The 22,168-nt window shown below is 53.4% G+C and carries 16 protein-coding genes; 9 read left to right on the forward strand and 7 right to left on the reverse strand.

The genetic code is table 11. From position 1 onward, the window contains the following. Positions 1-19 precede the first annotated feature (19 nt). The 6 genes from ACIPF8_RS17450 (at position 20) to ACIPF8_RS17475 (ending at position 3,785) form a co-directional block, all read left to right on the forward strand. Positions 20-1,426: a hypothetical protein gene (locus ACIPF8_RS17450; RefSeq protein ID WP_400423411.1), complete on the forward strand. Its 1,407-nt coding sequence runs from the start codon at positions 20-22 to the stop codon at positions 1,424-1,426. 2 nt (positions 1,427-1,428) lie between these two features. Beyond that, entirely contained in the window at positions 1,429-1,755 is a 327-nt protein-coding gene (locus ACIPF8_RS17455) for a DUF5455 family protein (protein WP_400423413.1), read from the forward strand. 2 nt (positions 1,756-1,757) lie between these two features. Beyond that, the gene (locus ACIPF8_RS17460; protein ID WP_400423415.1) at positions 1,758-2,615 is read left to right on the forward strand and encodes a zonular occludens toxin domain-containing protein; all 858 of its coding nucleotides are present in this window, start codon (positions 1,758-1,760) and stop codon (positions 2,613-2,615) included. Then, complete coding sequence (locus ACIPF8_RS17465; protein ID WP_400423417.1) at positions 2,612-3,010, forward strand: hypothetical protein; 399 nt, start codon at positions 2,612-2,614, stop codon at positions 3,008-3,010. Before ACIPF8_RS17460 ends, ACIPF8_RS17465 begins: the two co-directional genes overlap by 4 nt. Positions 3,011-3,084: 74 nt before the next feature. Further along, positions 3,085-3,423 (forward strand): hypothetical protein, encoded by a 339-nt coding sequence (locus tag ACIPF8_RS17470; protein WP_400423419.1) that lies wholly within the window; start codon positions 3,085-3,087, stop codon positions 3,421-3,423. Between the two features lie 47 nt (positions 3,424-3,470). Further along, the gene (locus ACIPF8_RS17475; protein WP_400423421.1) at positions 3,471-3,785 is read left to right on the forward strand and encodes a hypothetical protein; all 315 of its coding nucleotides are present in this window, start codon (positions 3,471-3,473) and stop codon (positions 3,783-3,785) included. A 296-nt stretch (positions 3,786-4,081) separates the two neighbouring features. On the opposite strand, the gene ACIPF8_RS17480 is transcribed toward ACIPF8_RS17475, so the two are convergent. From ACIPF8_RS17480 to ACIPF8_RS17500, 5 genes are all read right to left on the reverse strand, one after another. Then, positions 4,082-4,507 carry a helix-turn-helix domain-containing protein gene (locus tag ACIPF8_RS17480; RefSeq protein ID WP_400423422.1) on the reverse strand — a complete coding sequence of 142 codons (426 nt, stop codon included), beginning with the start codon at positions 4,505-4,507 and terminating at the stop codon, positions 4,082-4,084. Positions 4,508-5,162: 655 nt separating this feature from the next. After that, positions 5,163-7,037, reverse strand: coding sequence for a UvrD-helicase domain-containing protein (locus tag ACIPF8_RS17485; protein ID WP_400423424.1), 1,875 nt, complete (start codon positions 7,035-7,037; stop codon positions 5,163-5,165). Beyond that, the gene (locus tag ACIPF8_RS17490) at positions 7,034-9,388 is read right to left on the reverse strand and encodes an AAA family ATPase (RefSeq protein WP_400423426.1); all 2,355 of its coding nucleotides are present in this window, start codon (positions 9,386-9,388) and stop codon (positions 7,034-7,036) included. Before ACIPF8_RS17490 ends, ACIPF8_RS17485 begins: the two co-directional genes overlap by 4 nt. A gap of 101 nt (positions 9,389-9,489) precedes the next feature. Further along, positions 9,490-14,997, reverse strand: coding sequence for an AAA domain-containing protein (locus tag ACIPF8_RS17495; protein WP_400423428.1), 5,508 nt, complete (start codon positions 14,995-14,997; stop codon positions 9,490-9,492). After that, entirely contained in the window at positions 14,994-16,187 is a 1,194-nt protein-coding gene (locus ACIPF8_RS17500) for a M48 family metalloprotease (RefSeq protein ID WP_400423429.1), read from the reverse strand. Before ACIPF8_RS17500 ends, ACIPF8_RS17495 begins: the two co-directional genes overlap by 4 nt. A gap of 133 nt (positions 16,188-16,320) precedes the next feature. Between ACIPF8_RS17500 and ACIPF8_RS17505 the strand changes: the two genes are divergently transcribed. Next, a protein-coding gene (locus ACIPF8_RS17505; protein ID WP_400423431.1) for an IS3 family transposase occupies positions 16,321-17,858 on the forward strand; the annotation gives its coding sequence in 2 pieces (ribosomal slippage) (positions 16,321-16,957 and positions 16,957-17,858; 1,539 coding nt in all). A gap of 33 nt (positions 17,859-17,891) precedes the next feature. On the opposite strand, the gene ACIPF8_RS17510 is transcribed toward ACIPF8_RS17505, so the two are convergent. Further along, the gene (locus ACIPF8_RS17510; RefSeq protein ID WP_400423433.1) at positions 17,892-18,170 is read right to left on the reverse strand and encodes a hypothetical protein; all 279 of its coding nucleotides are present in this window, start codon (positions 18,168-18,170) and stop codon (positions 17,892-17,894) included. A gap of 698 nt (positions 18,171-18,868) precedes the next feature. Here ACIPF8_RS17510 and mqo point away from each other — a divergent pair. Beyond that, positions 18,869-20,587: a malate dehydrogenase (quinone) gene (mqo, locus tag ACIPF8_RS17515; protein ID WP_400423435.1), complete on the forward strand. Its 1,719-nt coding sequence runs from the start codon at positions 18,869-18,871 to the stop codon at positions 20,585-20,587. Between the two features lie 361 nt (positions 20,588-20,948). Continuing rightward, on the forward strand, positions 20,949-21,155 hold the full coding sequence (locus tag ACIPF8_RS17520) for a hypothetical protein (RefSeq protein ID WP_400423437.1): 207 nt from the start codon (positions 20,949-20,951) through the stop codon (positions 21,153-21,155). 95 nt (positions 21,156-21,250) lie between these two features. Here ACIPF8_RS17520 and ACIPF8_RS17525 read toward each other — a convergent pair. Next, the coding region (locus ACIPF8_RS17525; protein ID WP_400423439.1) for an amino acid permease at positions 21,251-22,168 on the reverse strand (918 nt) is incomplete at its 5' end.

A 22,168-nucleotide genomic window follows, 5' to 3' on the forward strand; every position in this document is an offset into this window, starting at 1 on the left:
AGCCTTTATCGGTGATCGTATGAATCGCGTTATTCCCTTGCTGCTGATGCTTTCGGCCGGTTTCTTCTCGATGCCCGTTATGGCTCAAAACAGCTACGCCGGACTAAATCATATAAATAATATTGTTAATGGTGTTTCCGGTAAGGTTGTAACAAATGCTGTTGGTAATGGCGTTGTTGCCACTGCTTCAGGTGATGTGCTCGTTACAGCTTCTGGATTGCGTGTGTCTGTTCCTGTAAGTGTTGCTGCAAGCGCTGATGCTGCGACTGTTGCGGCTTCTGCTGCAAGGCTTGTTCCTTGGGCTGCTGCTGCAGTAACTGCGGGCCAGGTCGCTGTCGCGTTAAAGAACGCTGGTTATCGCTATGGTAGTTGTGCAAATCCTGGAATTATTGTTGGCCCCGCTACTTCTTACTGTAAGCCCGTAGCTCCGCAAGATGTTTATTTGTGGTCTGATACAAAGGGCAATACATTTTCTTCCTTGGATGCTGCTTGCCAGTCGCAAGCTGTCATTTCTACTGTGTCGCCTAATGATTACCCGATTACTAATGATGGAACTGCATGTTGGGCTGGCCGCACTGGTAATAGGTACGTTTTTGCTTATCCTAATTCTGTTGTAAATCCGAACCCGGCTCCTCCTACATATTCGCCTGCGACTGGTGATGATATCGCTGGCGCACTTAAGCTTCAGGAAATCGCTGATTCAAATCTTGCCAAACGCTTGTATGACGCGATGAAGCAGGATATGGCCTCTAATCCTGGCTTACAAAACGAAGATACCAATCCTATTAAGCAAACAACGCCTGTGACTGTTACTGCGCCGCCTGTGACTTCTCCGGTTTCTGAGCCGAGTATTCAGACTATCCAGAATCCTGATGGCACTACGTCTACGCAACGCACTACGCAACAGGTGACTGTGACACCCACCACCACCGGAACGACTGTTGGCGATTCTCAGACTACTTTCCCAAGTAAGACGACAACTGTCACGACCACTACAAATAACACGACGAATGTCACTACGACTAATACGTCTACGACTGTTAATCCATTGCCGACGCAGTTTCCTGACGACTATAACCGTGAGGTGACTCAAAAGCAGATTGAAAAAGATTTGAATACTGACGCTGCGCCCGTCCTGCCGGATCAGCAAAAAGTTATCACTGATGCGGGCACTCAGGCCGATAGTGATCGCCAGAAAATTTATGACGGCATCACCTCTGGGCAGCAGGATAAGAGTAGCTGGTTCTCTTGGGTCTGGTCGCCGCCAGTCGGTGTTTGTACGGCTTTTACGGGCGTTGTTGCTGGTTTCACTATCACATGGGATTTTTGCCAGTACATCTACATTTTGCGTGACGTATTGGGCTGGCTCTTGGCCTTGTTCAGTGCTTATCTGGTTTACGGCCAACTGTTTAGAAGGGAGGATTAATCATGCTAAAGCTCATTACGTTGTTGGTGTCAGCTATCCCCGCAATCATTGCTGCCATCATCAGTATGATCGGTCGAAAGCTTGGCACTGCTGGTGCTTCTATTGCGTCATTTGTTGTCGTTACAGCAGCTCTAATTGCTGGCATCAACACCATTTTGCAAGGCGTCCTTAGCTATGTCGCTATCCCGCCATTTATTGCCAATTCTGTTGGTTTGTTCATTCCGACAGATTGGGTTGCCTGTGTAACCGCTGTGGTTACAAGTCGCATATGTCGTGCCGCTTATGACATGGCTGTACAAAAAATCAAACTCATCAATGACGCGAGCTGATCATGTCTGACTATCTTGTCTATGGAAAAAAGGGTAATGGCAAAAGTCTTGTTGTTGTGGGGCGTATTCGTGACGCGTTGTTGGCCGGGAAGAAGGTCGCTACCAATTTGAATCTTCAGTTGGATAAGATGCTTCCGATAGGTACGCGCGAAGTGACTTGTTATCGGCTTCCAGATCGGCCCTCTATAGATGATATGCAGGCAATTGGCATCGGTTCGGATAAGCTTGATGAGGCCACATACGGCCTCGTGGTGCTTGACGAAATGGCTACGTGGATGAATGCCCGTTCGTGGGCAGATAAATCTCGCCAGGCGCTTCTTGATTGGTTTGTGCATTCTCGTAAAAAGCGTTGGGATACGTATTTTATTTGCCAGTCGCCCAATCAGATCGATAAGCAGGTTCGTGAATCGCTAGTTGAGTTGACTGTGTCGTGTCGGCGGCTTGACAAAATCAGATTGCCATTCTTGGGCGCGATCACAAAACACGTATTTGGTTTCGAGCTCAGGGCACCGAAGATTCACGTTGCGACCGTTAAGTACGGCATGGGGAATGATGCCATTCTCAATGACCGATGGACGTATCGTGGTGTCAATTTGTATGCAGCGTATGACACTGAGCAGGTATTCAAGGCTGATTATTCTGATGGGCTTTTTTCGTATTTGTCTCCATGGCATGTCGAGGGTCGTCATGGCAAGTTGCGTAAGCGGTTGCGTGATTACATCAAGTGCTTTTTTACGCCGAGGATGGCTAAGTTGCCGTTGAAGCCTATGCATCCAGTCGCTCAGCTGGTGGCGCAGTTGCCTGCTGCTGAACGTGTGCGCCATTTTCAACGCTTGGATCAATTGGGGGCATTCAAATGAAGCGTTTTGACCTACTTGAATTTTTTATTAATTTCATCATCAACGCTATTTGTGGCGTCACCTTATACTTTCTTTTGTCACCCTACTTATTTGCTCAAGATCTGCCCGCAGATTCTCCAGAAGTGCCTGCTAAGGTCGTTGCAAAGGCAAGGCCTAAAGAGGACACGCTACGCGTTGAAAAGGTATCGAGGCCGTTGAGTGACCAGGCTGTAAAGCGTGACCAGCTGCTTGCTTACCTGTCGTCTAAACAGTCGTTTGCCGCCGGTCGCGGCTGCGTTGTAGACGGTTTCCTGACATGCCAAGGGCAGGGCGCTCGTATCGAAGGTTCTCCTGCAGCTATGGATGAGGGGCGGTATCGCCCTCGGCCAGGTACGATTCGTGGATATCACGAATAACCGTGACATGTCACAAATAATGCTTGAATAAACGTGACATGTCACATATAATATAGGCATACAAAGGAGGAAGTATGCGCCAGCCTGAAGATACAAAAACCATCGAAATTTTCACCGAAGAAAAGCGTGGTCGTGGCCGTCCCCGTGTAGCTAGTCCGATGTCGGCGGCAGAGCGGCAGCGTCGTTCACGCGCAGCTCGTCGCGCCGGTAGTGACGGCGAAGTTTCGTTGTCGATGATGGTTGCCTCAGGTCCTTTTTTTGCGCTTGACCGTTTGGCATGCCATTTTGGTGTAACGCGTCAGCAGATGCTTGAGAGTTTGATTGTTGATGCTGACGATAAATTACTTAAATCGATGGAGCTTGATTCGCCTGCATGGAAGCAATACTTTAATCGTGACAAGTCACGAAAATAAACATTTCTTTCCGTTAACGTTAAAATGCCTGCCAAACAGGGGGCATTATGGAAATTTCATCAACTGAAATAGTAGTTCTGCTGGTGGGTGCGTCGATGTGGCTTATTGGCCGTCGCGCCGCTCAAAAGCAGAAAAAATCAACAGGGCGAGCTCGTGTTACTCCTGCAGGAAAATCACCTCGCGATCGCCAGGCGGCAAATTCCGAGCTGACGCGCCGCTTAAAGCAAGCATGCTTCGGCGATCGTCTGAAGGCTGATCGTCTCATTCAGTACGAAAAGAAAAGAGCGCCAGGCATTACTCATGCTGAGGCCATTCAACGTGCGCTTGAGCGACTTGAAATTGATCGTGGTCGACATAACTGAGTAGAGGCGGCGGCGTAGCCGTGAAATATCCCTGCGTGTTAATTGCCCGTCTATCCAGACCAAGGGGATTCGGAGCGCTCCCGGTGGTCGCTTCCAGCGTGGCAGGGGGATTTTCAGCCGTGCAGTCCGCAGGCTGCGGAGCAAGGCGGCAAGCGTTTCACGTCCTGCACCCTCGCTCCTGAAAGCCCGCTTTTGACGTTATCCACTCTCTGCAGGGCGATTCCTGTGGAATCGCGTGGAGTAGACGGAACTGTCGGAGGAATAGCTTCAGCTATTCCGTAGAGAGTGTAGTCGGACTATCGCGCTGCAGACCTGCGCATGTTCATCCAGCGTCGTTTTTGAGCGGTTGACCGGCTTTCAGCCGTCAGCAGCTTTTTGCCTCTGGCAGAGTATCGTGCCAGCGACCGAATGCTTGTCCCGGATGCGTACATGCTGTCGTTCGCGGCCATCATTGACCAGCCGAGCTGTGCGGCACGGCCAGTGCGGCTACGGTCGCGCTTGAGGCCGTACAGGGCTTCCATGTAGCGGCTCTCGAGAACAATCAACCGCAAGGCCCATTGAGGGCAAAACGTTTTCCCGGCTTCCCAATCTCTAATTGTGCGAACGTGGCGCCCGGTGATTCGTGCGGCAGCTTCGACAGAAAAGCCGTTCATGAGCCTTGCGGCAGAAAATTCTGATGGAAAACAATATTTATTTTTTGATGCGATACGCTGCTTTTTCATTGACATTAACCCCTGAGTGTGAATTACCAAAAGAAAAGGCCGGGATACGTTGTCCCGGCCATGTTTTCCATCCTCTCTATATGCTTAGTTTACGGCTATTTTTACGCGTTGCTTTAAAGCTATCTTCCGGTACTGGATATTCGCATAATTTGTATTATGTAAAACTAGATCCAATGTAGTTGATGTTCATTAAGCGCTCTAACTCAGTGCTCTAACGTAAATCTATGGTGAGAAGTTACGCAAATGTATGCGGCCAATCGAAATTGGAGTGTGAGTGGATTCAACACTTACCTTTGCGTCATGGGAATATTTTTTTACGCTGAATCAGACCCCGTATCCCCATTGTTGCTTGTAGTTCAAAATGCACCGAGGACATGAAAGTGCCATAGATATCCCCTTTAGCTCGAACAGCTTAACGTCACTCTGCAGGGCATCGGCAATGCCATTGAAAATCTCTGACATGAACTCAGTTGGCGCCGGACTTCCCCCAAAACACAGTGGATCAAGATTTAGGGTACCGGCTACGGGAAACGATAAAACCAAGTCCGAGAGATCGATTTTGGTACTGAGGTATTCGTATAGGGAATGCTTACAATGCCCGCTTGCCTGTGTTCCTAGTAGCAGACTGCCCTACATTTCGGACGGAATCGACTAGTCAAGTAGGAATACCGATTACAACTTCTTCTGGCTCGAACCATTTTTCCCTCAAAACAAACTGGCGAACCAAATCTGGCTGTGTGGAATAAGCCACCAGCGCCAAGCTATGCTCTGCCCGACTGCAAGTAACGTAGAACAGCCGCCGTGTGGATTCAACCGAAGCGTCGCCTGCTTCCTTTCCGCCAAAAAGCTTCGCGTAACTGAAGAGGAAACCCCGAGCCTCGGCATCATCCATGATGACCATGACCCTCGGAAACTCAAGCCCCTTGACGCCTTGGTGCGTATCGAAATGCGCCTTTCCGGAAACATAAGCGGTGTAGGGGGCTATCTGTGAAAAAGGCGCCGCGAGAAACTCGTCTATCGCGGTCGCCTTCTGCGTCTGACGATCGACCTCATCATCGCCGTCCTCTTCCGCGGCATCTAGCGAGAGATCGCGGTCGATATTTATTCTAAGGAAGTCAGGCACGGCGAAGAGCCCACTGCCTGCAACGTTGCGCAGGATATCCCCGAAAGTCGGTTCAGCGTCAGCCTGCCAAAGCGACATCAAGCTGTCGATCGCCTCTCTAGCATGACGCAATTGCGTCTGCTGGTCTTCGGTCGCACGGAGTTTGTCCCCACTGAGTAGTGGTGATAATGTGCGAACGATGCGTGCGACGGCGAAACGATCGCTGCGTCGCTGCGCGCTCACGAGTGGGAGGACCTGATCGGAGAAAAAGCGCACGGACGACAGGCTACCGTCGAGAAGACCAGTTCGGAAACTTTCCACCTCGTGAAGGGCAACGAACATCTCCAAGAAGCCCATCCTTCTCGCAGCCATCCTGTGTTCGAGGATCAGGCTCTTGTAAGTCTCGGCGCCACCCCACCCCTCATCCGCAGTCAGTCGCTCCATTTGCTGCGCCACAGCCCATTCGGCAGCCGGCTTGTCAGCTGTATCGCTTGGGAGAATAAAGAGGCGGACCCAGCCTTCGGCACTGTCTGTGCGGGGAACTTGTTCCTGGTCGTCAATTGTCTTGCGAACTTTGTTGATCAATCTGATCACCCGCTTCGGACAACGATGATTCAAGCGCTTCCCTGGTGTGGCCCAATCGATCGGCAGGTTCTGACCCAAGCCCTCCTTTCCGTCGCTATAGATCCGCTGCATCATGTCCCCAAGCAGGCCAAGCGCGAAACGCTCGCGGTGGTGGGACTGGACAGCAAACAGGGCATCGATCAGAAGTTTGTTGGTGTCCTGACTTTCATCAATGAGTAGAATCGGATAACGCCCGACCAGAATGCTCTGCATTGCTGGCTTGGTCTGCAAGAAGGCCGCTGATATCTTGATGACCTCGCTGTGGTTGAGTGCATCGCGCCCGCGGTTGTCACCAGAGGGGCTGTAGACGAAACGACGAACGGCGTTCAAGTTGGCCAACCGCTTGCTCTTGGAAGCGATTTTGCTGATGCGCTCCGCCGACGCCTTGGTTCCAATGCGACCCTTGGCTTCGAGTACTTGGATATCTGCAATCTCCATAGCGAGATTCTTTCGCAGCCACTCCCGGATGTCATGGTTCAAACCGTTGATAAGAGACCAGGCGAAGCTGTGGATCGTCGAAACCTCCACCGTACGATCAAATTCCAGGCGACGGTTGATTTCATCGCATGCCGCATTGGTGAACGTAATGACGCCAACTCGCTGGCCGCGAAATCGAAGCGTCTCGCCATGCAATTGCCGCACATGATCGAGCGCCTTGATCAGTGATCGTGTTTTGCCGGAACCTGCACCGGCAAACAGGAAGAAACTTCGAGGAGCAGCCAGATCGAGACACGTTGCGATCTCCTCATCGGCGGGGTTGTCCAGGTCGTTGTCTGGTACGCTGCCGACGGCCGCCGCCATCATACTGCCACCTTCGTCTTGCCGATGGCATCTTGCTCCTTGCGCTTCAATTGCACGGCAAGCCAGGCGAGACCGTCGTGGATGTACGCCGGCACTTTCAGCGTCGTGATCTTGTCGCTGTAGAGTAGATCGAGCGCAAACTCCGCTTTGTTCCCAGACTTCAGGGCCACATGCACGGCTGTTGCGAGCCCATCGAGGTCTGCGCTGTCCGCAAGGGCATCGCGAAATTTGGCAATAAGTCCGTAACCAGGCAAGTCGGCGAACAGATCAGGATTCTCATAGAGGAGCGCATCCTCGAAGGTATTTGCGAGCGCCTCGGCCGGAGGCTTCGATTTGAAGCTGACATTGATTGGCTGCTGATAGGCTATTCGTATCGAGTAGCCGCTGGGGTCTTCCTTGACAAGGTCGGGCCCGATTTTTTCGAGCAGGGCATCCAATGAATCTTCGGCTGGAACCCACGACTTCAATGTTTCGTTTCGCGCCTTCTGCCCACTATTGCGCTTCGGCGGCAAGGCCGCGCCCGATATGCCATCCTTGGCATCGATGTCGGTAATGATCAAGGTGGTGAGCCCAAGGTGTTCAAGCAATTGTTTGAGACGATGCGCGTGGCTACCACCGATTTCGAGCCAAGTTATGTAGCACCGGCGCAAATACTCAAACTCAGGACGCTCGCGAACAAGATGTGGCACGAGAATTCTCTCTGCAGGCCCTTCAATCAACACCGCGCCGTCTGCGAAAAACAGGTCGCAGTGGGTAGCTTTGAGATAGCGCGTGACAAACTTCTCAGTCAGATCGGCGTCGCCGAACACCTCAGAAAGATTCACCACCGATGCAATTGGCACTGCACCCGGGTGGGTAGGCGCAGGCAGGCGGCGGAAATATCGCAGAGACGAAAAATCGCATTCGTGAGCAAGATGACTAGAATGCGTGCTGACGACCAATTGGGTTTTAAGGGCGGTGGCGTCTCCCAGTTTTGGATGTTTGCGAAGCACCGCATACGCCTGCTTGATAAATACCTGCTGCACTTGGGCATGCAGATGGGCCTCCGGTTCCTCAACCAGTACGAGATGAAGCGGCGGTACGAAGCTGTCTTCATCGGCGACTGAGCTACCAGCCTTTCCGACACGCATCCATCTGTCGCGGAAGCTCATAAGACCGAACACCATTGAAACCAGATTTTGGTATCCAAGGCCGTTCGAGTCCTCCGGCAAGCGGTGCCCCTTTGTCGCCTCGGCCAGATGCGTTGGCACTTCGTATTGGACGGCCGAACCGTGGTTCAGTCCGTCTGTCGGCTTGATCCGCGTGGTAATCGTCAGTTTCGGATCTGTGACGCCTGGATAGCCGATGTGCTCCAGTTCCTTCAGCGCTGCGGCGAAGCCCTCTGTCAGGCGCGCCTCAAAAGCCGTTTCCGCGTCGTGGAGGGCCTGCAGTGCTGTCAAGTCCTTGGGTTCAGGCTTGTCGTACGGGTCCAGATGCTGCGTATAGTACGACCGCAGTTGGGCGGACAATTTCTTGCCGCCGCGTGCCTCCTGCGGGTCGTATTTGGGATCGTCTTCGCTGAGGACTCGTGTGCTGCCGGCGTGACCGAACCCGCGTTGTGCACTGATTTCATCGATGCAGATCAATCCCTTGAAGGGATCGCCGTCGATCGGATCGTTGTCGGGGGACAGCACCTGCGGCATCGCCAGGCCGCCCTCCGGTTTCTTGATTGCCGCCGGATCCAGTAGGTACGCGCGTACCGTAAACAGGCCGCGCAATCGACGACCGAGGAAGTCCATCATGGATTGTGGCCACAGAGTGAACGTATAGGCTGCCGATGGCACCGCGGCCGTTTCGATGACCAAGTCGCCCCCTCCTTCCGCCGCCGTGACCACAGACGCGGCGGAGGACGACGGGGCAAGTAGTTCAGTGATAACCGCCCTAGCTTTCAAGTACTCCCGCTGAAGGCCTTCGGTGTCCTTTGGCTCCAAGCGAAGTCGAACACCAAGATATCCGCCTTTCCAATCCAGGGTCGGCAACAGTTTCTGAACATAGTGCAGCTCGTTGTTGGAGACATTGAGCCAGACATCGAGGAACGGGAGAACGTCGCTCCAATCAAACACAATTGGCGCCTCGCCGCTGCTAACCGCCACCTCCCACCCTGCGGCCGCTGCGTTGATCTCTGTCCAGTGAGAGAGTGTCAAGTCATTGACGGTGAACTCGGATGGTTCGACCAAGAATCGCCGAAGTGCCACCATCGCAGAAGTTTTCCCGCTGTTGTTGGCACCAACAAAGACCGTCTTCTGCTCCGAAAAATCTATGCGTACAGCTTTGAGTTTCCGGAAATTGCCAATCTCCACGTGCTCAATGTGCATTGTGTAATCTCCCTAGTTGCTAGCAACCCTACTGCGGTGCCTGTTTTATGCGGTATGGGAACGAGATCGCCAATATCCATCTCATCGCTTATTTCCGGTCTCTATAGTGTCGAATTTTCTGAATCAAAATATCCCTTCCGTAGCTTCTCCGTTACCAGCTTCTCCATCTCGCGCTGCGCCCGTTCCGGCGAATCGAACTGTTTCAATATCGTCTGGCCATTGGTGCCAGAGCGACCGTAACTGATGCTTACGTCAATGCCCGTCTGCGTGGCCCGCCAGAATTTGCTCGAGCCGCCTTGTTCGAACGACAGTGAGCGAGTGCGCTGAACCTCGGCTGTCTCTTCATGATGACCGGCAGCGGTCCCATCTCTCGTGGTTGTCTTTACCGTGTTAGTAGCCGGTACCAACGCTTCATAGGCGGTTTCCACATCCAGCGCTCGGTCCTTACCGTCGACAAGCATGGCCTCGATGCGCGCCAGTACTGCGTCATGATCATCTATCCAATCCTTGCCTGGAATATCCAGCACCTTCCAGCCAAAGCTGCCCAAGATGGCGGGCCGGAACACATAGCGCTCAGTCGTGTCTGCGACAGCTTGCAAGGGGTTATCGAGCAATATGGCCAGTTCATAGACACCTGTTTTGGCATCTGCAATCGCAAGATCACAGCGGAACTGAGATCGTCCGACATTGGTGTGTACCAGGTGACCGCGTGCACGCAGTGCATCGGCAAGCGCATGGCGAATACTGTCCGGCGATGCCTGCTGCGCGAAAGCGCTGCGCGCTCCCTGGTTGAGCGCGCCCAGTATCGACTGCGCGTGCTCAAAACGACCCGCAGCACTGGACTGTGCAAATTGCAGGAAAGCACGCAATGCAGCCGCCCCATCGTTGTGAATGTTGGTGATGGCTTCCGCCTGAATCGATGACACCACCGCCATACGGTGACGCGCTCGACTGAAAATGACGTTCAGACGTTTTTCGCCGCCGCGTTGGTTGATTGGACCGAAGTTCATCAGCATTTTGCCGTTGTGGCCAGGTCCGTAGCAGATACTCAAAATGATGACGTCGCGTTCATCACCCTGGACGTTTTCCAGGTTTTTAACAAATAGCCCGTTGAATTGATCATCGTCTTCGCGCACGTATTCACGCTCCAGCCGAGCGGCAAAATCGATATCCTCGGCAGCCAATGCATCCAGAGCTGCCTCGATGGTGTTTTGTTGTGCTTCAGAAAACGCCACAATGCCCAGACTGAGTCCTGTCTCACGGCGTAGCATTTCGCGTACCGACAAGGCAATGTAACGAGCTTCCGCCAGGTTGGAGCGGTCGGAGTAAACACCATCCGACAGCTTGTGGAAGCTGATCGGGCTGGCCATCAGAATATCGGCGCCTAGCGTGCCGGCGTCACTCTGATCGGAACGCAAGGCAGGGATTGCCTCAGTTTGATTTTCCAGCAGACGGTCCGGAATGGTAACTAGCCTGCCGTCATAGAACGCTGCATTCGAGAAGCTGATCAGTGCTTCGTGTCGACTCCGGTAATGCCATGCGAGTAAGGTTGCTGGTAGGTTGCGTGCGGCTTGATTCAGTAGGCTATCAGAGTCGAGATTGATCGCAATGCGTTCTCCGCCCTCTTCCACCAGGATTTCATCTTCATCGCCATCGCTTGCCGCAGTGAAGAAGCTGGTCGGCGGTAACTGCATTTCATCCCCGACCACAATCACTTGTCGAGCCCTGCTTAATGCCGGCACTGCTTCTTCAGTCGGTATCTGGCTGGCCTCGTCAAAGATGACGACATCGAACAGATCCAGCGACAGCGGCAATGTGTCAGAAACCGATAACGGACTCATCAGCCATATTGGTTTGAGATCGTTGATGACGGCACCTGTCTCACCATCTGCGAGGTCGCGGATGGAACGGTAGCGCATACTCTTTCCAAACTCATGTTCCAGTTCGCGGCGGCCTGTTGCGTATCGTTTTTTGAACGATTTACCTTCGGCATCGAGTTGCGTTGCCGAAAGGCTAGCCTTGCGGACGTGATCGATGAAAAGTCGGTGCAGATTAGATTTGATCGCCTGAGCATTGATCGCCAGCAGTTCACGCTGACCATTGGCCACCGCACGTGCGGCTTGCGCCAAAGCGGCGCCACCGGAGCGCGCCAGTACCGGATGTTTTCTCTCCAGTTGGCACAGCGCCTCGTCAGCCACTAGCGCTTCCAGAAACTGCGGCGGCGCGTCTACGCCAAACAGAGCTGCCGCATAGCTGGGATCGGCTGCATGCACTGCCCGCAATGACGGCAACAAGTCCGGTAAATCGTCTAGGGATTCGCGTAGATCCCGCAGCAATTCAGCGATGCTTTCCAGACTTTCCGCGCCATTAGGCGCTAGTCCTTGGGCGAAGATCGCAGCCAGCTTTGTCAATGCATCATAAGCGCCGGCTTGGGCGCGAGCGATCATCATTGGATCGTCCGCTGAACGCAAGCGGTCGATCAACAGGCGTGGCCCGTCGGAGGCTTGCAAGCGAGACTCCAGTTCTGCCAATGCTTGCACGAACGTCTGCATTTTGCTGACACCATATCGACGGCATCCATTTTCATCGACCTTAGATAGCGCGACATCGGCCGAATGCTCTGCCTGCAGTTGCTGCAGCACTTTACTGTAGCTGGGATGCACCGCATGCTTGGAAAAATCGTATCGTCGCTTCAGCTCGCCGCGCAATCGCCACCATGCCGGCTTGAACCATTTGGTAACGGATTGTTCCATTTGCATTACCAGAGTCAACGCTGTTTCAGTATCGTCGGGCCGCAATTTGTCGCGCCAGTTAGCCGTCGCGGATTGCGCCGTCGTCAAGACCTCGGCACATCGTTCCAGCTCGTTGCGTATTTCACTCAAAGCGAGCTGAGCCGGTGAGCCGACATCGAGTAAATCCAGATGTCCTGCCAGTCCATGGTCGACCAGGCGACGACTGTCGGCAGCAATGGCACAGGCATCCTTTAGTCGCGTAGCGTGCGTGATGACGCTTTCCGGACTTTCCAATAAGGGGTCAAGTGTCGCCAGTAAGGCTTCCGCATCCGAGCATAAGCCTTCTATCTTTGCGAACGCCGCCTGCTCATTGACAATAGCGGCGGACAAGCTCGCAAAAGGATGCCGCGCCGGGGAATCCAGGCCGAAACGTTCACGCATGCTGCGATGCAGGCGCTGGGTCAATTCTTGATGCTGATCCCACAGCGAAAGCGTTGGCAATCGCTCTCTTATGGCGGCTCCAGCCTCAGGTGCTGCCGGCAACTGCGCCAGCCGACGCAGCACGCTGCGTACGCTCTCGCCAAGGCTGGCGGGAATATCCGCCATGGCCATTTCGAAGGCATCGATGCGGTGCTGCTGCTCCGCCAGGGCGGTCGCCACGATCGCACGCTGTGTCGACAGGCTGTCGTTCTCGTCCGGGCTTGCAATCCATTGTTCATAGCATGACTTGAGATCGGCGATAAACGCCTTTTTGTCTGCCTGTGAATCGTGGATCAGACTGCAAAGTTGCTCCAGTCCGCTCTGCTTCAGGCGATGGAACACCACATCAAGTGCAGCACGCTTTTCGCAAACGAACAGCACTCGCTTTCCACGGCCCGCGTAGTCTGCGATCAAATTGGTGATTGTCTGGGATTTTCCGGTGCCTGGCGGACCTTGAATGATGAAGCTGCGCTGGGTGCGCGCCAGCCCGACCGCCGCGTTCTGGGTGGCATCGGACGCCACCACATTCCACTGCTCCTGCGGCTTGAGCTTGTCCGGAGTACTGGTGTCCAGATCGCGTGGCTCGATCGAGAATACGCGGTCGAAAGCTGGATTGGCCCCGGATTCATCGAGAAGTTGCGCATAGTCTCGCACCAGCGACATCTTCTTGTAGTTGAAATTGGCCAGCGTAACTTGCGTGAGGTCAAGATCCCAGGCATAACGGTGCCCTTCGGACTCCTCCAGCATGAACCCGACGCGTTCGCCCTGCTCTTCCGCCGGCGCCACATCGGCTAACTCCGCCATATGCGGCTGGCGCAAACCGGCTCCGGCTTCGAACCGCTGCGGTAGCTCGCTCGGTCGCACCCAATGTTCAAACAAAGCCCGGCCGAGTGGCCTGTAATCTTCACGGGAATAACTATAGGGAGGCAGCCAGCCTTTGGCCGTACTACGCGCTCGCCCTGCTGTCGGTCGTCGTCGTTGATATTGCTGCATACGCTGCATGGCCTTTTGTCTGACCATACGAATCGATGCTTTTTCTATCAACCGCAACTCAACCGCGGGTTCGGAACGATGAATCTTGGCCAGCAAATCGCCATGGATTTGCGTCAACGAAGTCTTGCCCAGATCGACCGTCTCGGGCAAGTCTATGTCATAGAGTTGCGCCAGATAATGTCGCAGTACCGGATTAAATTCAGCTTCTCCTGACGAACACTGGATGACGTACTGGTCACGCACACCCTTGCGTTTGACCAGCTCCACCGGCAACCATAGCAATGGCGTGACAATACGCTCATCTGGCGCTTCCTTGAGGTTATGCCAACGCAGAAACGCAAGCACCAGTCGCAGATTGCTGAATCCGAACTCGGCCCGGTCGTGGCGGGTTTCCGAAATCAGTTTGTCCAGGGTCGCAGGTAAATAAGGCTGATCGTCGAACCGCAGCCAGTTCTGCAAAGAGACCGTCTTACCAGCAACCAGCTGCTCTGCGAACGGACCACCCCAAGTACAGATATGTTCAGCCTTTACACTTTCGATCTGTAGCATCAGCGGCACGCTGGCAACGGTCAGATTGACATTGGCGCTGGTTGGCCGGAAATACAGCAGACGATTGCGACGCGATAAATCGAACAGACGGTCGCGCAGATGCGTCAGCACGGCAACCCGGCGCGACGTGGCTCCCGACGCACCGGCCAGCGCACGATCAACATCCAATAGCGCAGGCTGATCACGCCAGGTGCGCAGGCGCGTTGCCAGTGCCGAGACGTCGGTAGCTCGCTCGTGGCGATTGATCTCAGTCATTTCGACAATAACGCTGGCGATAATGGGCGACAGTCGCTCGTGCAGGCGGAACAGATTATGGCGGTGGGTAACAAACTCACGCAGATCATCCGGGTCTGAAAAATCCAGCCCACATGCCAAGCCTGCCAATACCATGCCAAGCAGAAAAATATCGCCGATCTCGTCGTGATGCCCGACGCGTAGTTCCCAACTGGCGGGACCACTGAGATAGACCGGCCGCTCTACCGGAACGCTTTCGTCCTCCAACAACACAAGGTCGCTCTGTGAGCGCATGCCATCGGCGCCGTGTTCGCGTTGCAAGACACCGACAATGTTCAGACCAGATGAGGAATGCGGTTGCAAACGATGAATAGTCTCGATGTCCATCGCAGGCGCCTGTCCATCCGGCTGCCGCAAACAAAGCGTGCCGTCCTTGCTCACCAAAATGCTGTCGCAGTCCAGCGAAGCGACTTTACCTTGCGCATGGACAGCAGCCACTTGTTGAAAAAGCGGCAATACCAGCACCAGCAAGTCATCATTCGAAAGCAAGTCACCCGCTTGGGCCTTGATTAGCTCGCGCAACGTGTGAGGTGCCGTACTTGTATTAAGAATCTCGCTCATGCCGAGATCTCCTTGTCCAATTGGCGCTTATAGCGATCCAACTCGCGCTTGCCAAAACCGACGTCACGGCGCAGATTCTGCAGCAGCCGCTCAAGGCTTCCCAACTCTTGAGCGATGCGACCGGCGCGCAGCAGAGCGACGTCTTGCTGGTCTGCGTCAGCCAGTGCAAGATCGAGCATGAGAGCATTGAGATAGTCCCTGATGCTGTTATCAGCATGCTCGGCAGAAAATGCCTGCGGTCCGACTGTGGGCTCGTCCGTGCTCCAGTCAGGGAACATCATTCGAATTTGGGCAAGCACGGCGTCACTGGCCAGCCCCGAGTCTGTCAGATAGTGGGACAAGAAACCACGCGTCAGTTGCTGCAGGCGAATCTGTCCAGGCAAGTCCAGACTTTCCAGCATCAATGGCCCATGCAAACGAAGATCAAGCCAGCGTCCCAAGTCTGCACTTCCGTTCCACCATAAGTCCAACGCACGAGCGCGGATGAAGGCTTCCGGATGACTGCGCGCATCGCTGGCTGCCGTCTCATTGGATTCGATTTCTTCGACTTGGCGGAGATAAGCTGCGGAATCGACTGTACTGATGCCAGTTGTCACTTTCACCAACGATGAAATTGCAGGTGCAACGGCGCCGCATGCAACGGCCCCACCCCGATCAGCGAAGAGCTCGGTATACAACCTGTAGCGTCGGTAAGTCTCCGAGAGACTGGCCGCTGAGCCGGGAACCGCCACTGCGTCTGCCAGAATGCGTTCGGCCACAAGAAAACTGCCGTCATCGTGCGACCAAAGAAGATAGTGCGCCAACTCATGACCGAACACCGCCAGTAATTCATCGTTGGACAGACGCTCCAGCAATGCCCCTTGCGCGATGATGTGTACCTCACCGGGCACGTAATACAGTGTGGCGTTCATCTCTTGCCCGGATGCCTGGTAGAGGGTGGCCGGAACATTAATGCCCAGTCGATCCATCGCTGTATTCAATATGGCATGCACATCCCCATGGGCCTGCGGATCGATGCGATAAGTGTCGCGCAGCAGCACGGCGCGCAATGAATCCAGTTGCTCTGACCGGCTGGTGCGTGAGGACGCCCATTGCCAGACTTCCGGTTCATTGTGGCGAAGGTAGTTTGCAACAGTTACGTGATAATCGAGCGGCGTCAGCGCGCTGCGATCCTGCTGAGACGGATTCATGCAACCCCAATATTTTGTATTTTGCCGACGATTCTACAAGGAAAAACCGAAAATAGCGGGACGCTGTTAATTTGCATCGAAAACTGACCCACTGGGGGTGCGGACAATAACTTGGACTACTTGGAGGTAGTTCATGTACTCATACGAAGACCGCATTCGAGCAGTCAAGCTTTATATCAAGCTCGGGAAGCGCATTCGCCCGACCATTCGGCAGTTGGGCTATCCAACAAAGAATGCACTCAAGAGCTGGTATCGAGAATACGAACAAAGTCGCGATTTACAGGTGGTCTATGTGCGCTCAAGGCAGAAGTATTCTGACGAACAAAAACAGGCGGCGGTTCAACATTACTTAGACCACGATCGCTGTATTGCTTCAACTATGAAGGCACTGGGATATCCCGGCCGTGCAACGCTCACTGCGTGGATTGATGAACTGCACCCCGAAATACGTCATCGCGTTGTCGGCAGAGCTGCAAACGTGCAGCACTCCTCTGAGTTCAAGAATGCGGCAGTCATTGATCTGTGCACTAGGAGGACAAGTGCGCAAGAAATTGCTCAAAAACTAGCAGTGTGCAGGCCGACGTTGTATAACTGGAAGAATCAATTACTCGGTCGTGAGGCACCCCCATCCATGACACACCAAAACGATTCAAAGCCAGTTCCTGAGCAGACGGAGCTGCAGCGGCAAGTTGAATCGCTTCAACGGGACATTCGGCGATTACAGCTTGAACACGACCTATTGAAGAAAGCCAATGAACTGTTAAAAAAAGCCTGGGCGTCGGCCTGCAGATCCTGAGCAACCGGGAGAAGACGCTGCTGGTTGACGCCCTGAAGCAAACCTATTCGCTGTCAGAACTCTTTGTCGAACTTGACCTCGCCCGCAGCTCCTACTTTTATCATCGGGCCCAAGTCCGGGGCGTTGACAAGTATGCTCATGCGCGTCTTGCCATCACCGAAGTCTTCGAGTGCAATCACCGTTGCTACGGTTATCGGCGAATGCGTGCGGCACTTGGCAGGCGCCAGGTGTTTATCTCGGAGAAAGTCGTACAACATTTGATGAAGCAGGAATGTTTGGTCGTCACCGCTAACAGAAGGCGTCGGTATGGATCCTATCTGGGCGAAATCAGCCCAGCGCCAGAGAATCTCATCAACCGGGACTTCCAGGCTGCCACCCCGAATGAAAAATGGCTTACCGACATCACGGAGTTCCAGATCCCGGCTGGGAAGGTGTATTTATCGCCCATGATCGATTGCTTCGATGGCCTAGTTATCAGTTGGTCCATCGGCACGCGTCCAGATGCCGATCTGGTGAACACGATGTTGGATGCAGCCATCGAGACGGTAGCCAACGGCGGAGATCGGCCTGTCGTTCACTCTGATCGTGGCGCCCACTATCGCTGGCCTGGGTGGCTCTCAAGGATACACAACGCAAAGCTGATTCGTTCGATGTCGCGCAAAGGATGCTCACCCGACAATGCCGCCTGTGAAGGCTTCTTCGGGCGGCTGAAGACGGAGTTGTTCTACCCTCGTGACTGGCAGGCTACAACCATTGAGCAATTCATTCAGGTAGTTGATTCTTACATTCGCTGGTATAACGAAAAACGCATCAAGATATCTCTTGGCTCACGCAGTCCCCTCGAATATCGAGAAAGCCTCGGATTTACCGCATAAACCAGTCCAAGTTTTACGCCGCCCCCCCCCGGGTCAGCATTCAATGCAATTCAACAACCAATCGTTATGTGACAGTGAAATTTCAATTTCCTTTGTAATTCGAGTGGTCTCGATAAGCTGATTTTTAATTTCAACGAAGTCTTCCTGAGTAGCAAATGTCTCTGCCTTCTTTTTCAAATACGCGCCAAAGTAAATTGCCACTCCCCAAAGTAGCAATTGAGAAAAAATTAACGCCAGAAAGAATTTCCAATTAAAGTCCGCCTGCTGATCAGAAATTTGCCTCGCAATTTCAAGCACAAAGGCTTTGTCCATTTAATCTCCAAATTCCGAAGAACATTTGCTTGCCCCATTTACTCACCGCGCCGACCAAGGCCGACAATCGATTGCCAGATCGACCGCACAAGATTGTAATCCTGCCGGCCATTGGCCATTGACGGCGATATGGAAATGGATTGCGCCGCGCTCCTGCTGCTCGATGACCGCAGCATTGAAAATCCTTAACTTTTCCGACACGGCTTGCGAACGCCTTTAGATGTTTCAGCGCCAGCTCCCGGTCCGTCATGTTTTCTCGATACTCGAGCGTGACCAGACGATCGGCGTTAAATTGCCATGGTCTTAACTCCCGCTTCGATGTCGGTGCGCCGACGCGTACGAAAATCGACTAGATTTTTAGTGTAAATACCGCATCGCCTACCCTCTTTCTTAGTGAGGACCGGCCGCTGTATTTAGCTTCCCTGATCGGTGGTTTGCTTTTTCTTCCACAGTTGTGAAGGCGTTGCGCGTAGGCGTGGTTGGCTGCGGCAGTACCGGCAGTGCCGTGGTTTCATTGCTGGCACGGCTAAGTTCATATCCGATCAATGTGATTGTGATTGTAATTGTTTGTTTTGTGATGATCTCGCAAATCAAGGATAATTGAGCACCTGTTCCTCGATTGAATGAGGCTTTTTCTGTATACGGCACCGTTTTTGATTGAGGGTGCCTATCAATATTACTTACGACGAAAATTTTCCATGAGTCAAGCAAATAACAAGAATACAGTAGCAAACACCAAACGCAAGCGCTTCTCCCGACGTAAATTTCTTGGCGCTGCCGTTGGCGCCGCAGCCGTATGGGGCGGCTACTCGGTCCTGTTCGGTGGACAATTCCGCGCCGCCAAGGCGGATCGTACGGTGGACGTGCTGCTGATCGGCGGCGGTATCATGAGTGCGACGCTCGGTGTCTATCTGTCCGAGCTGGAGCCTGGCTGGACCTATGAAGTGTTCGAACGCCTGGACAAAGTGGCGGAAGAAAGTTCGAATGGCTGGAACAACGCAGGCACCGGCCACTCGGCTCTCTGCGAACTGAACTACACCCCGATGGACGACAAGGGTCAAGTGCATATTACCCAGGCGATCGGCATCAACGAGAACTTTCAGATCTCGCGCCAATTCTGGTCGCATCAGGTGCGCAAGGGCGTTCTGGGCAATCCGCGCGAATTCATCAATTCGACACCGCACATGAATTTGGTCTTTGGCCCGGAGAACCGTGAATTCATTCGCAAACGCGTCGCGGCCTTGAAGGCATCGCCGCTGTTCGCTGGCATGGAAATGACGACGGATCCGACCAAGATTGCTGAATGGATTCCGATCATGATGGAAGGCCGCAAGCCGGACGAGATGGTCACCGCTACCCGTTCGCCGCTCGGCACCGATGTCAACCTAGGCTCGATTACCCGCCAGTTCTACAAGCATCTCAGCAGCAACGTGGGCAGCAAGATCACCACCGGATATGAGGTACGCTCGATCACCCGCAATGAGGATGGCTCCTGGCGTGTATCGGCTTTCGACATCAAGGATAGTTCCAAGATTCAGACCGTTGATGCACGCCACATCTTCATCGGCGCCGGTGGCGCGGCATTGCCGCTGCTGCAGTTGTCGGGCATTCCTGAAGCGAAGCAGTATGGTGGTTTCCCGGTAGGCGGCGAATTCCTGGTCACGGATAATCCTGCCATTACCTCGCGCCATCTGGCCAAGGTCTACGGCCTGGCGGATACGGGTTCGCCACCGATGTCGGTGCCGCATCTGGATACCCGAGTGCTGGATGGCAAAACCGTGCTGCTGTTCGGGCCGTTCGCCACCTGGTCCACCAAATTCCTCAAGAACGGATCGTATTTCGATATCGCGAAGGCAACCACGCCCTCCAATATCATTCCCCAACTTCAAGTCGGCGCCCATGAGTTTGCACTCGTCAAATATCTCGCGCAGCAATTGGAGCTGTCCAGGGAAGACAAGATGGCGGCGCTGCGTCACTACATGCCTGAGGCAAAGGACGAAGACTGGCGTTTGTGGCAAGCCGGCCAGCGCGTGCAGATCATCAAGAACATCCCCGACAAGGGCGGCGTATTGAAGCTGGGTACCGAAGTCGTGGTTTCCGAAGATCGCTCCGTGTCTGCATTGCTGGGCGCGTCACCTGGTGGCTCTACCTCGCCAGCGATCATGCTGTCACTCCTGGAGAAAGTTTTCCCCGATCAGATGAAGACACCTGCCTGGCAGAAAAAAATTCGCGAGATCGTTCCCACTTATGGACAAAAGCTCAATGAGAACCCGCAGCTGCTTGCGACGACATGGGCAAGCACCGCTGAAACTTTGCAATTGACTATCGCATCGCCAAGTTTGGAGGGCTTCGTTCAAGGGGGCGCCCCCATCGAGCAGCCTGGACAAGTCAAAAAAGTGCCAGATATCGCGCTGTAGTGCTGCGAAGCTCAGTGTAAAGGACCCAATGGAGATGGGCGCGCACGAAGGCGCCCATCTTCGACAAATACTTTGAAAATCATGCTCTCCCCTACTCCCAACAAGAATACGGTGGTTGATTCTCATACCATCCATCGCCGAGCTTATCGGAGGTATGAGAAGGCAATGACAGCGAGTATCCCTCGCTCATGAAAAGGTACATCATCTTGGGCACCCTCTTGGATTGCTAGTGCGCTGCCGTACAGACATGAGTGCCTGAATGTTTCATCCTGACTTGAGATGAGATCGACTAGAACTAATTTTTGTCGGATTCGTCGGAAAAATAAATTTTCATTCACCGTAGTCCAACAAGGAATAAATCATGTCTAACGTAAATACCACTGCAAGTGCAGCACATCAAAAAGCCGCTGCGGAGCATACTGCTTGCGCCCAACAGCATATGAAGGCAGCAGAATGTCATGACAGTGACAAACATGACGATGCACAAGCCAGCTCCAAGAGCGCGATGAAATGCTGCACATCGGCAAGCAAGCAGTCGGCAAATGCTTGTGCGTGCTCCGAAAAATAAGTCAATACTGAACGGATATTGGCGATTATCTAGGCCGTCGCGATGAGTCGAGTCATTGACCTGTCGCGATTAGCTTCATAAGCCATTTGATGAATTCACCTGGTTGTAATCGCAAGTGGGATTTTTGGCTTGCGCCAAAAGTAGATGGCAATCAACAGTGCGAACCACGCTGCGGCTGCATATAGGGCTATGCGCATTTCAGGTTGAAAGGCCATCAGCACTACGATAAAAGCGATAAATCCAAGCGCAATCCACGTCGTCACCGGTGCGCCTGGGAGTTGGAACGCGACTGCTTTTTTTGAGCCATTACGCACAGCGCGGCGATAGCCAAGGTGAGAAACAAGGATAGCCCCCCAGGTCCATAGCAGGAAGGCCAAGACCGCTGCTATCGCATAGCCGAATATCTTTCCGGGTACCAGATAGTTCAGAAGTACGCCTACCAGCATCATCAAAACCGATAAATTGAGGCATCGAATTGGAACCTGGCGCTTATTAAGGTGCCCGAGAAATTTAGGCGCCTCGCCCTCCGAGATCATGGAATACAGCATTCGGCTACTACCGAACATGCCACTATTGCATGAAGATGCCGCTGCAGTAATCACAACGAAATTGATTATTGTGGCGGCTGCAGGAAGGCCAATTTGCGCGAAGACTAAAACAAATGGACTGGAATTCGGATCCAATTTATTCCAGGGATACAAACTCATGATCACCGCTAAGGCACCGATATAGAAAATAAGTATCCGGTACACGATGCCATTGAACGCTTTGGGAAGTGACTCATCAGGATCTTTTACCTCACCTGCGGTTAAGCCAAGAACTTCCATCCCGCCAAAGGAAAAAACAGCGATCGGCAGCGCCAGTAGCAATCCGTTCAAGCCGTTTGGAAAGAAACCACCGTGACTCCAAAGGTTAGAATGTTGACGATCGTCCAGAATTGACCCACTTGAGGCATTAAATATCGTTGAAATTTGACCCACGTGCTTGAATGACCTGCTCAAACATTGAGCAGG

The organism is Collimonas sp. NPDC087041, from assembly GCF_044745265.1.
Classification (GTDB): domain Bacteria; phylum Pseudomonadota; class Gammaproteobacteria; order Burkholderiales; family Burkholderiaceae_D; genus Collimonas.

What these genes read in the sequence shown, in the direction of transcription:
- ACIPF8_RS17450 (WP_400423411.1), top strand. Translation starts at nt 20, where the DNA reads ATGAATCGCGTTATTCCCTTGCTGCTGATGCTTTCGGCCGGTTTCTTC.
- ACIPF8_RS17455 (WP_400423413.1), top strand. Translation starts at nt 1,429, where the DNA reads ATGCTAAAGCTCATTACGTTGTTGGTGTCAGCTATCCCCGCAATCATT.
- ACIPF8_RS17460 (WP_400423415.1), top strand. Translation starts at nt 1,758, where the DNA reads ATGTCTGACTATCTTGTCTATGGAAAAAAGGGTAATGGCAAAAGTCTT.
- ACIPF8_RS17465 (WP_400423417.1), top strand. Translation starts at nt 2,612, where the DNA reads ATGAAGCGTTTTGACCTACTTGAATTTTTTATTAATTTCATCATCAAC.
- ACIPF8_RS17470 (WP_400423419.1), top strand. Translation starts at nt 3,085, where the DNA reads ATGCGCCAGCCTGAAGATACAAAAACCATCGAAATTTTCACCGAAGAA.
- ACIPF8_RS17475 (WP_400423421.1), top strand. Translation starts at nt 3,471, where the DNA reads ATGGAAATTTCATCAACTGAAATAGTAGTTCTGCTGGTGGGTGCGTCG.
- ACIPF8_RS17480 (WP_400423422.1), bottom strand. Translation starts at nt 4,507, where the DNA reads ATGAAAAAGCAGCGTATCGCATCAAAAAATAAATATTGTTTTCCATCA.
- ACIPF8_RS17485 (WP_400423424.1), bottom strand. Translation starts at nt 7,037, where the DNA reads ATGATGGCGGCGGCCGTCGGCAGCGTACCAGACAACGACCTGGACAAC.
- ACIPF8_RS17490 (WP_400423426.1), bottom strand. Translation starts at nt 9,388, where the DNA reads ATGCACATTGAGCACGTGGAGATTGGCAATTTCCGGAAACTCAAAGCT.
- ACIPF8_RS17495 (WP_400423428.1), bottom strand. Translation starts at nt 14,997, where the DNA reads ATGAGCGAGATTCTTAATACAAGTACGGCACCTCACACGTTGCGCGAG.
- ACIPF8_RS17500 (WP_400423429.1), bottom strand. Translation starts at nt 16,187, where the DNA reads ATGAATCCGTCTCAGCAGGATCGCAGCGCGCTGACGCCGCTCGATTAT.
- ACIPF8_RS17510 (WP_400423433.1), bottom strand. Translation starts at nt 18,170, where the DNA reads ATGGACAAAGCCTTTGTGCTTGAAATTGCGAGGCAAATTTCTGATCAG.
- mqo (WP_400423435.1), top strand. Translation starts at nt 18,869, where the DNA reads ATGAGTCAAGCAAATAACAAGAATACAGTAGCAAACACCAAACGCAAG.
- ACIPF8_RS17520 (WP_400423437.1), top strand. Translation starts at nt 20,949, where the DNA reads ATGTCTAACGTAAATACCACTGCAAGTGCAGCACATCAAAAAGCCGCT.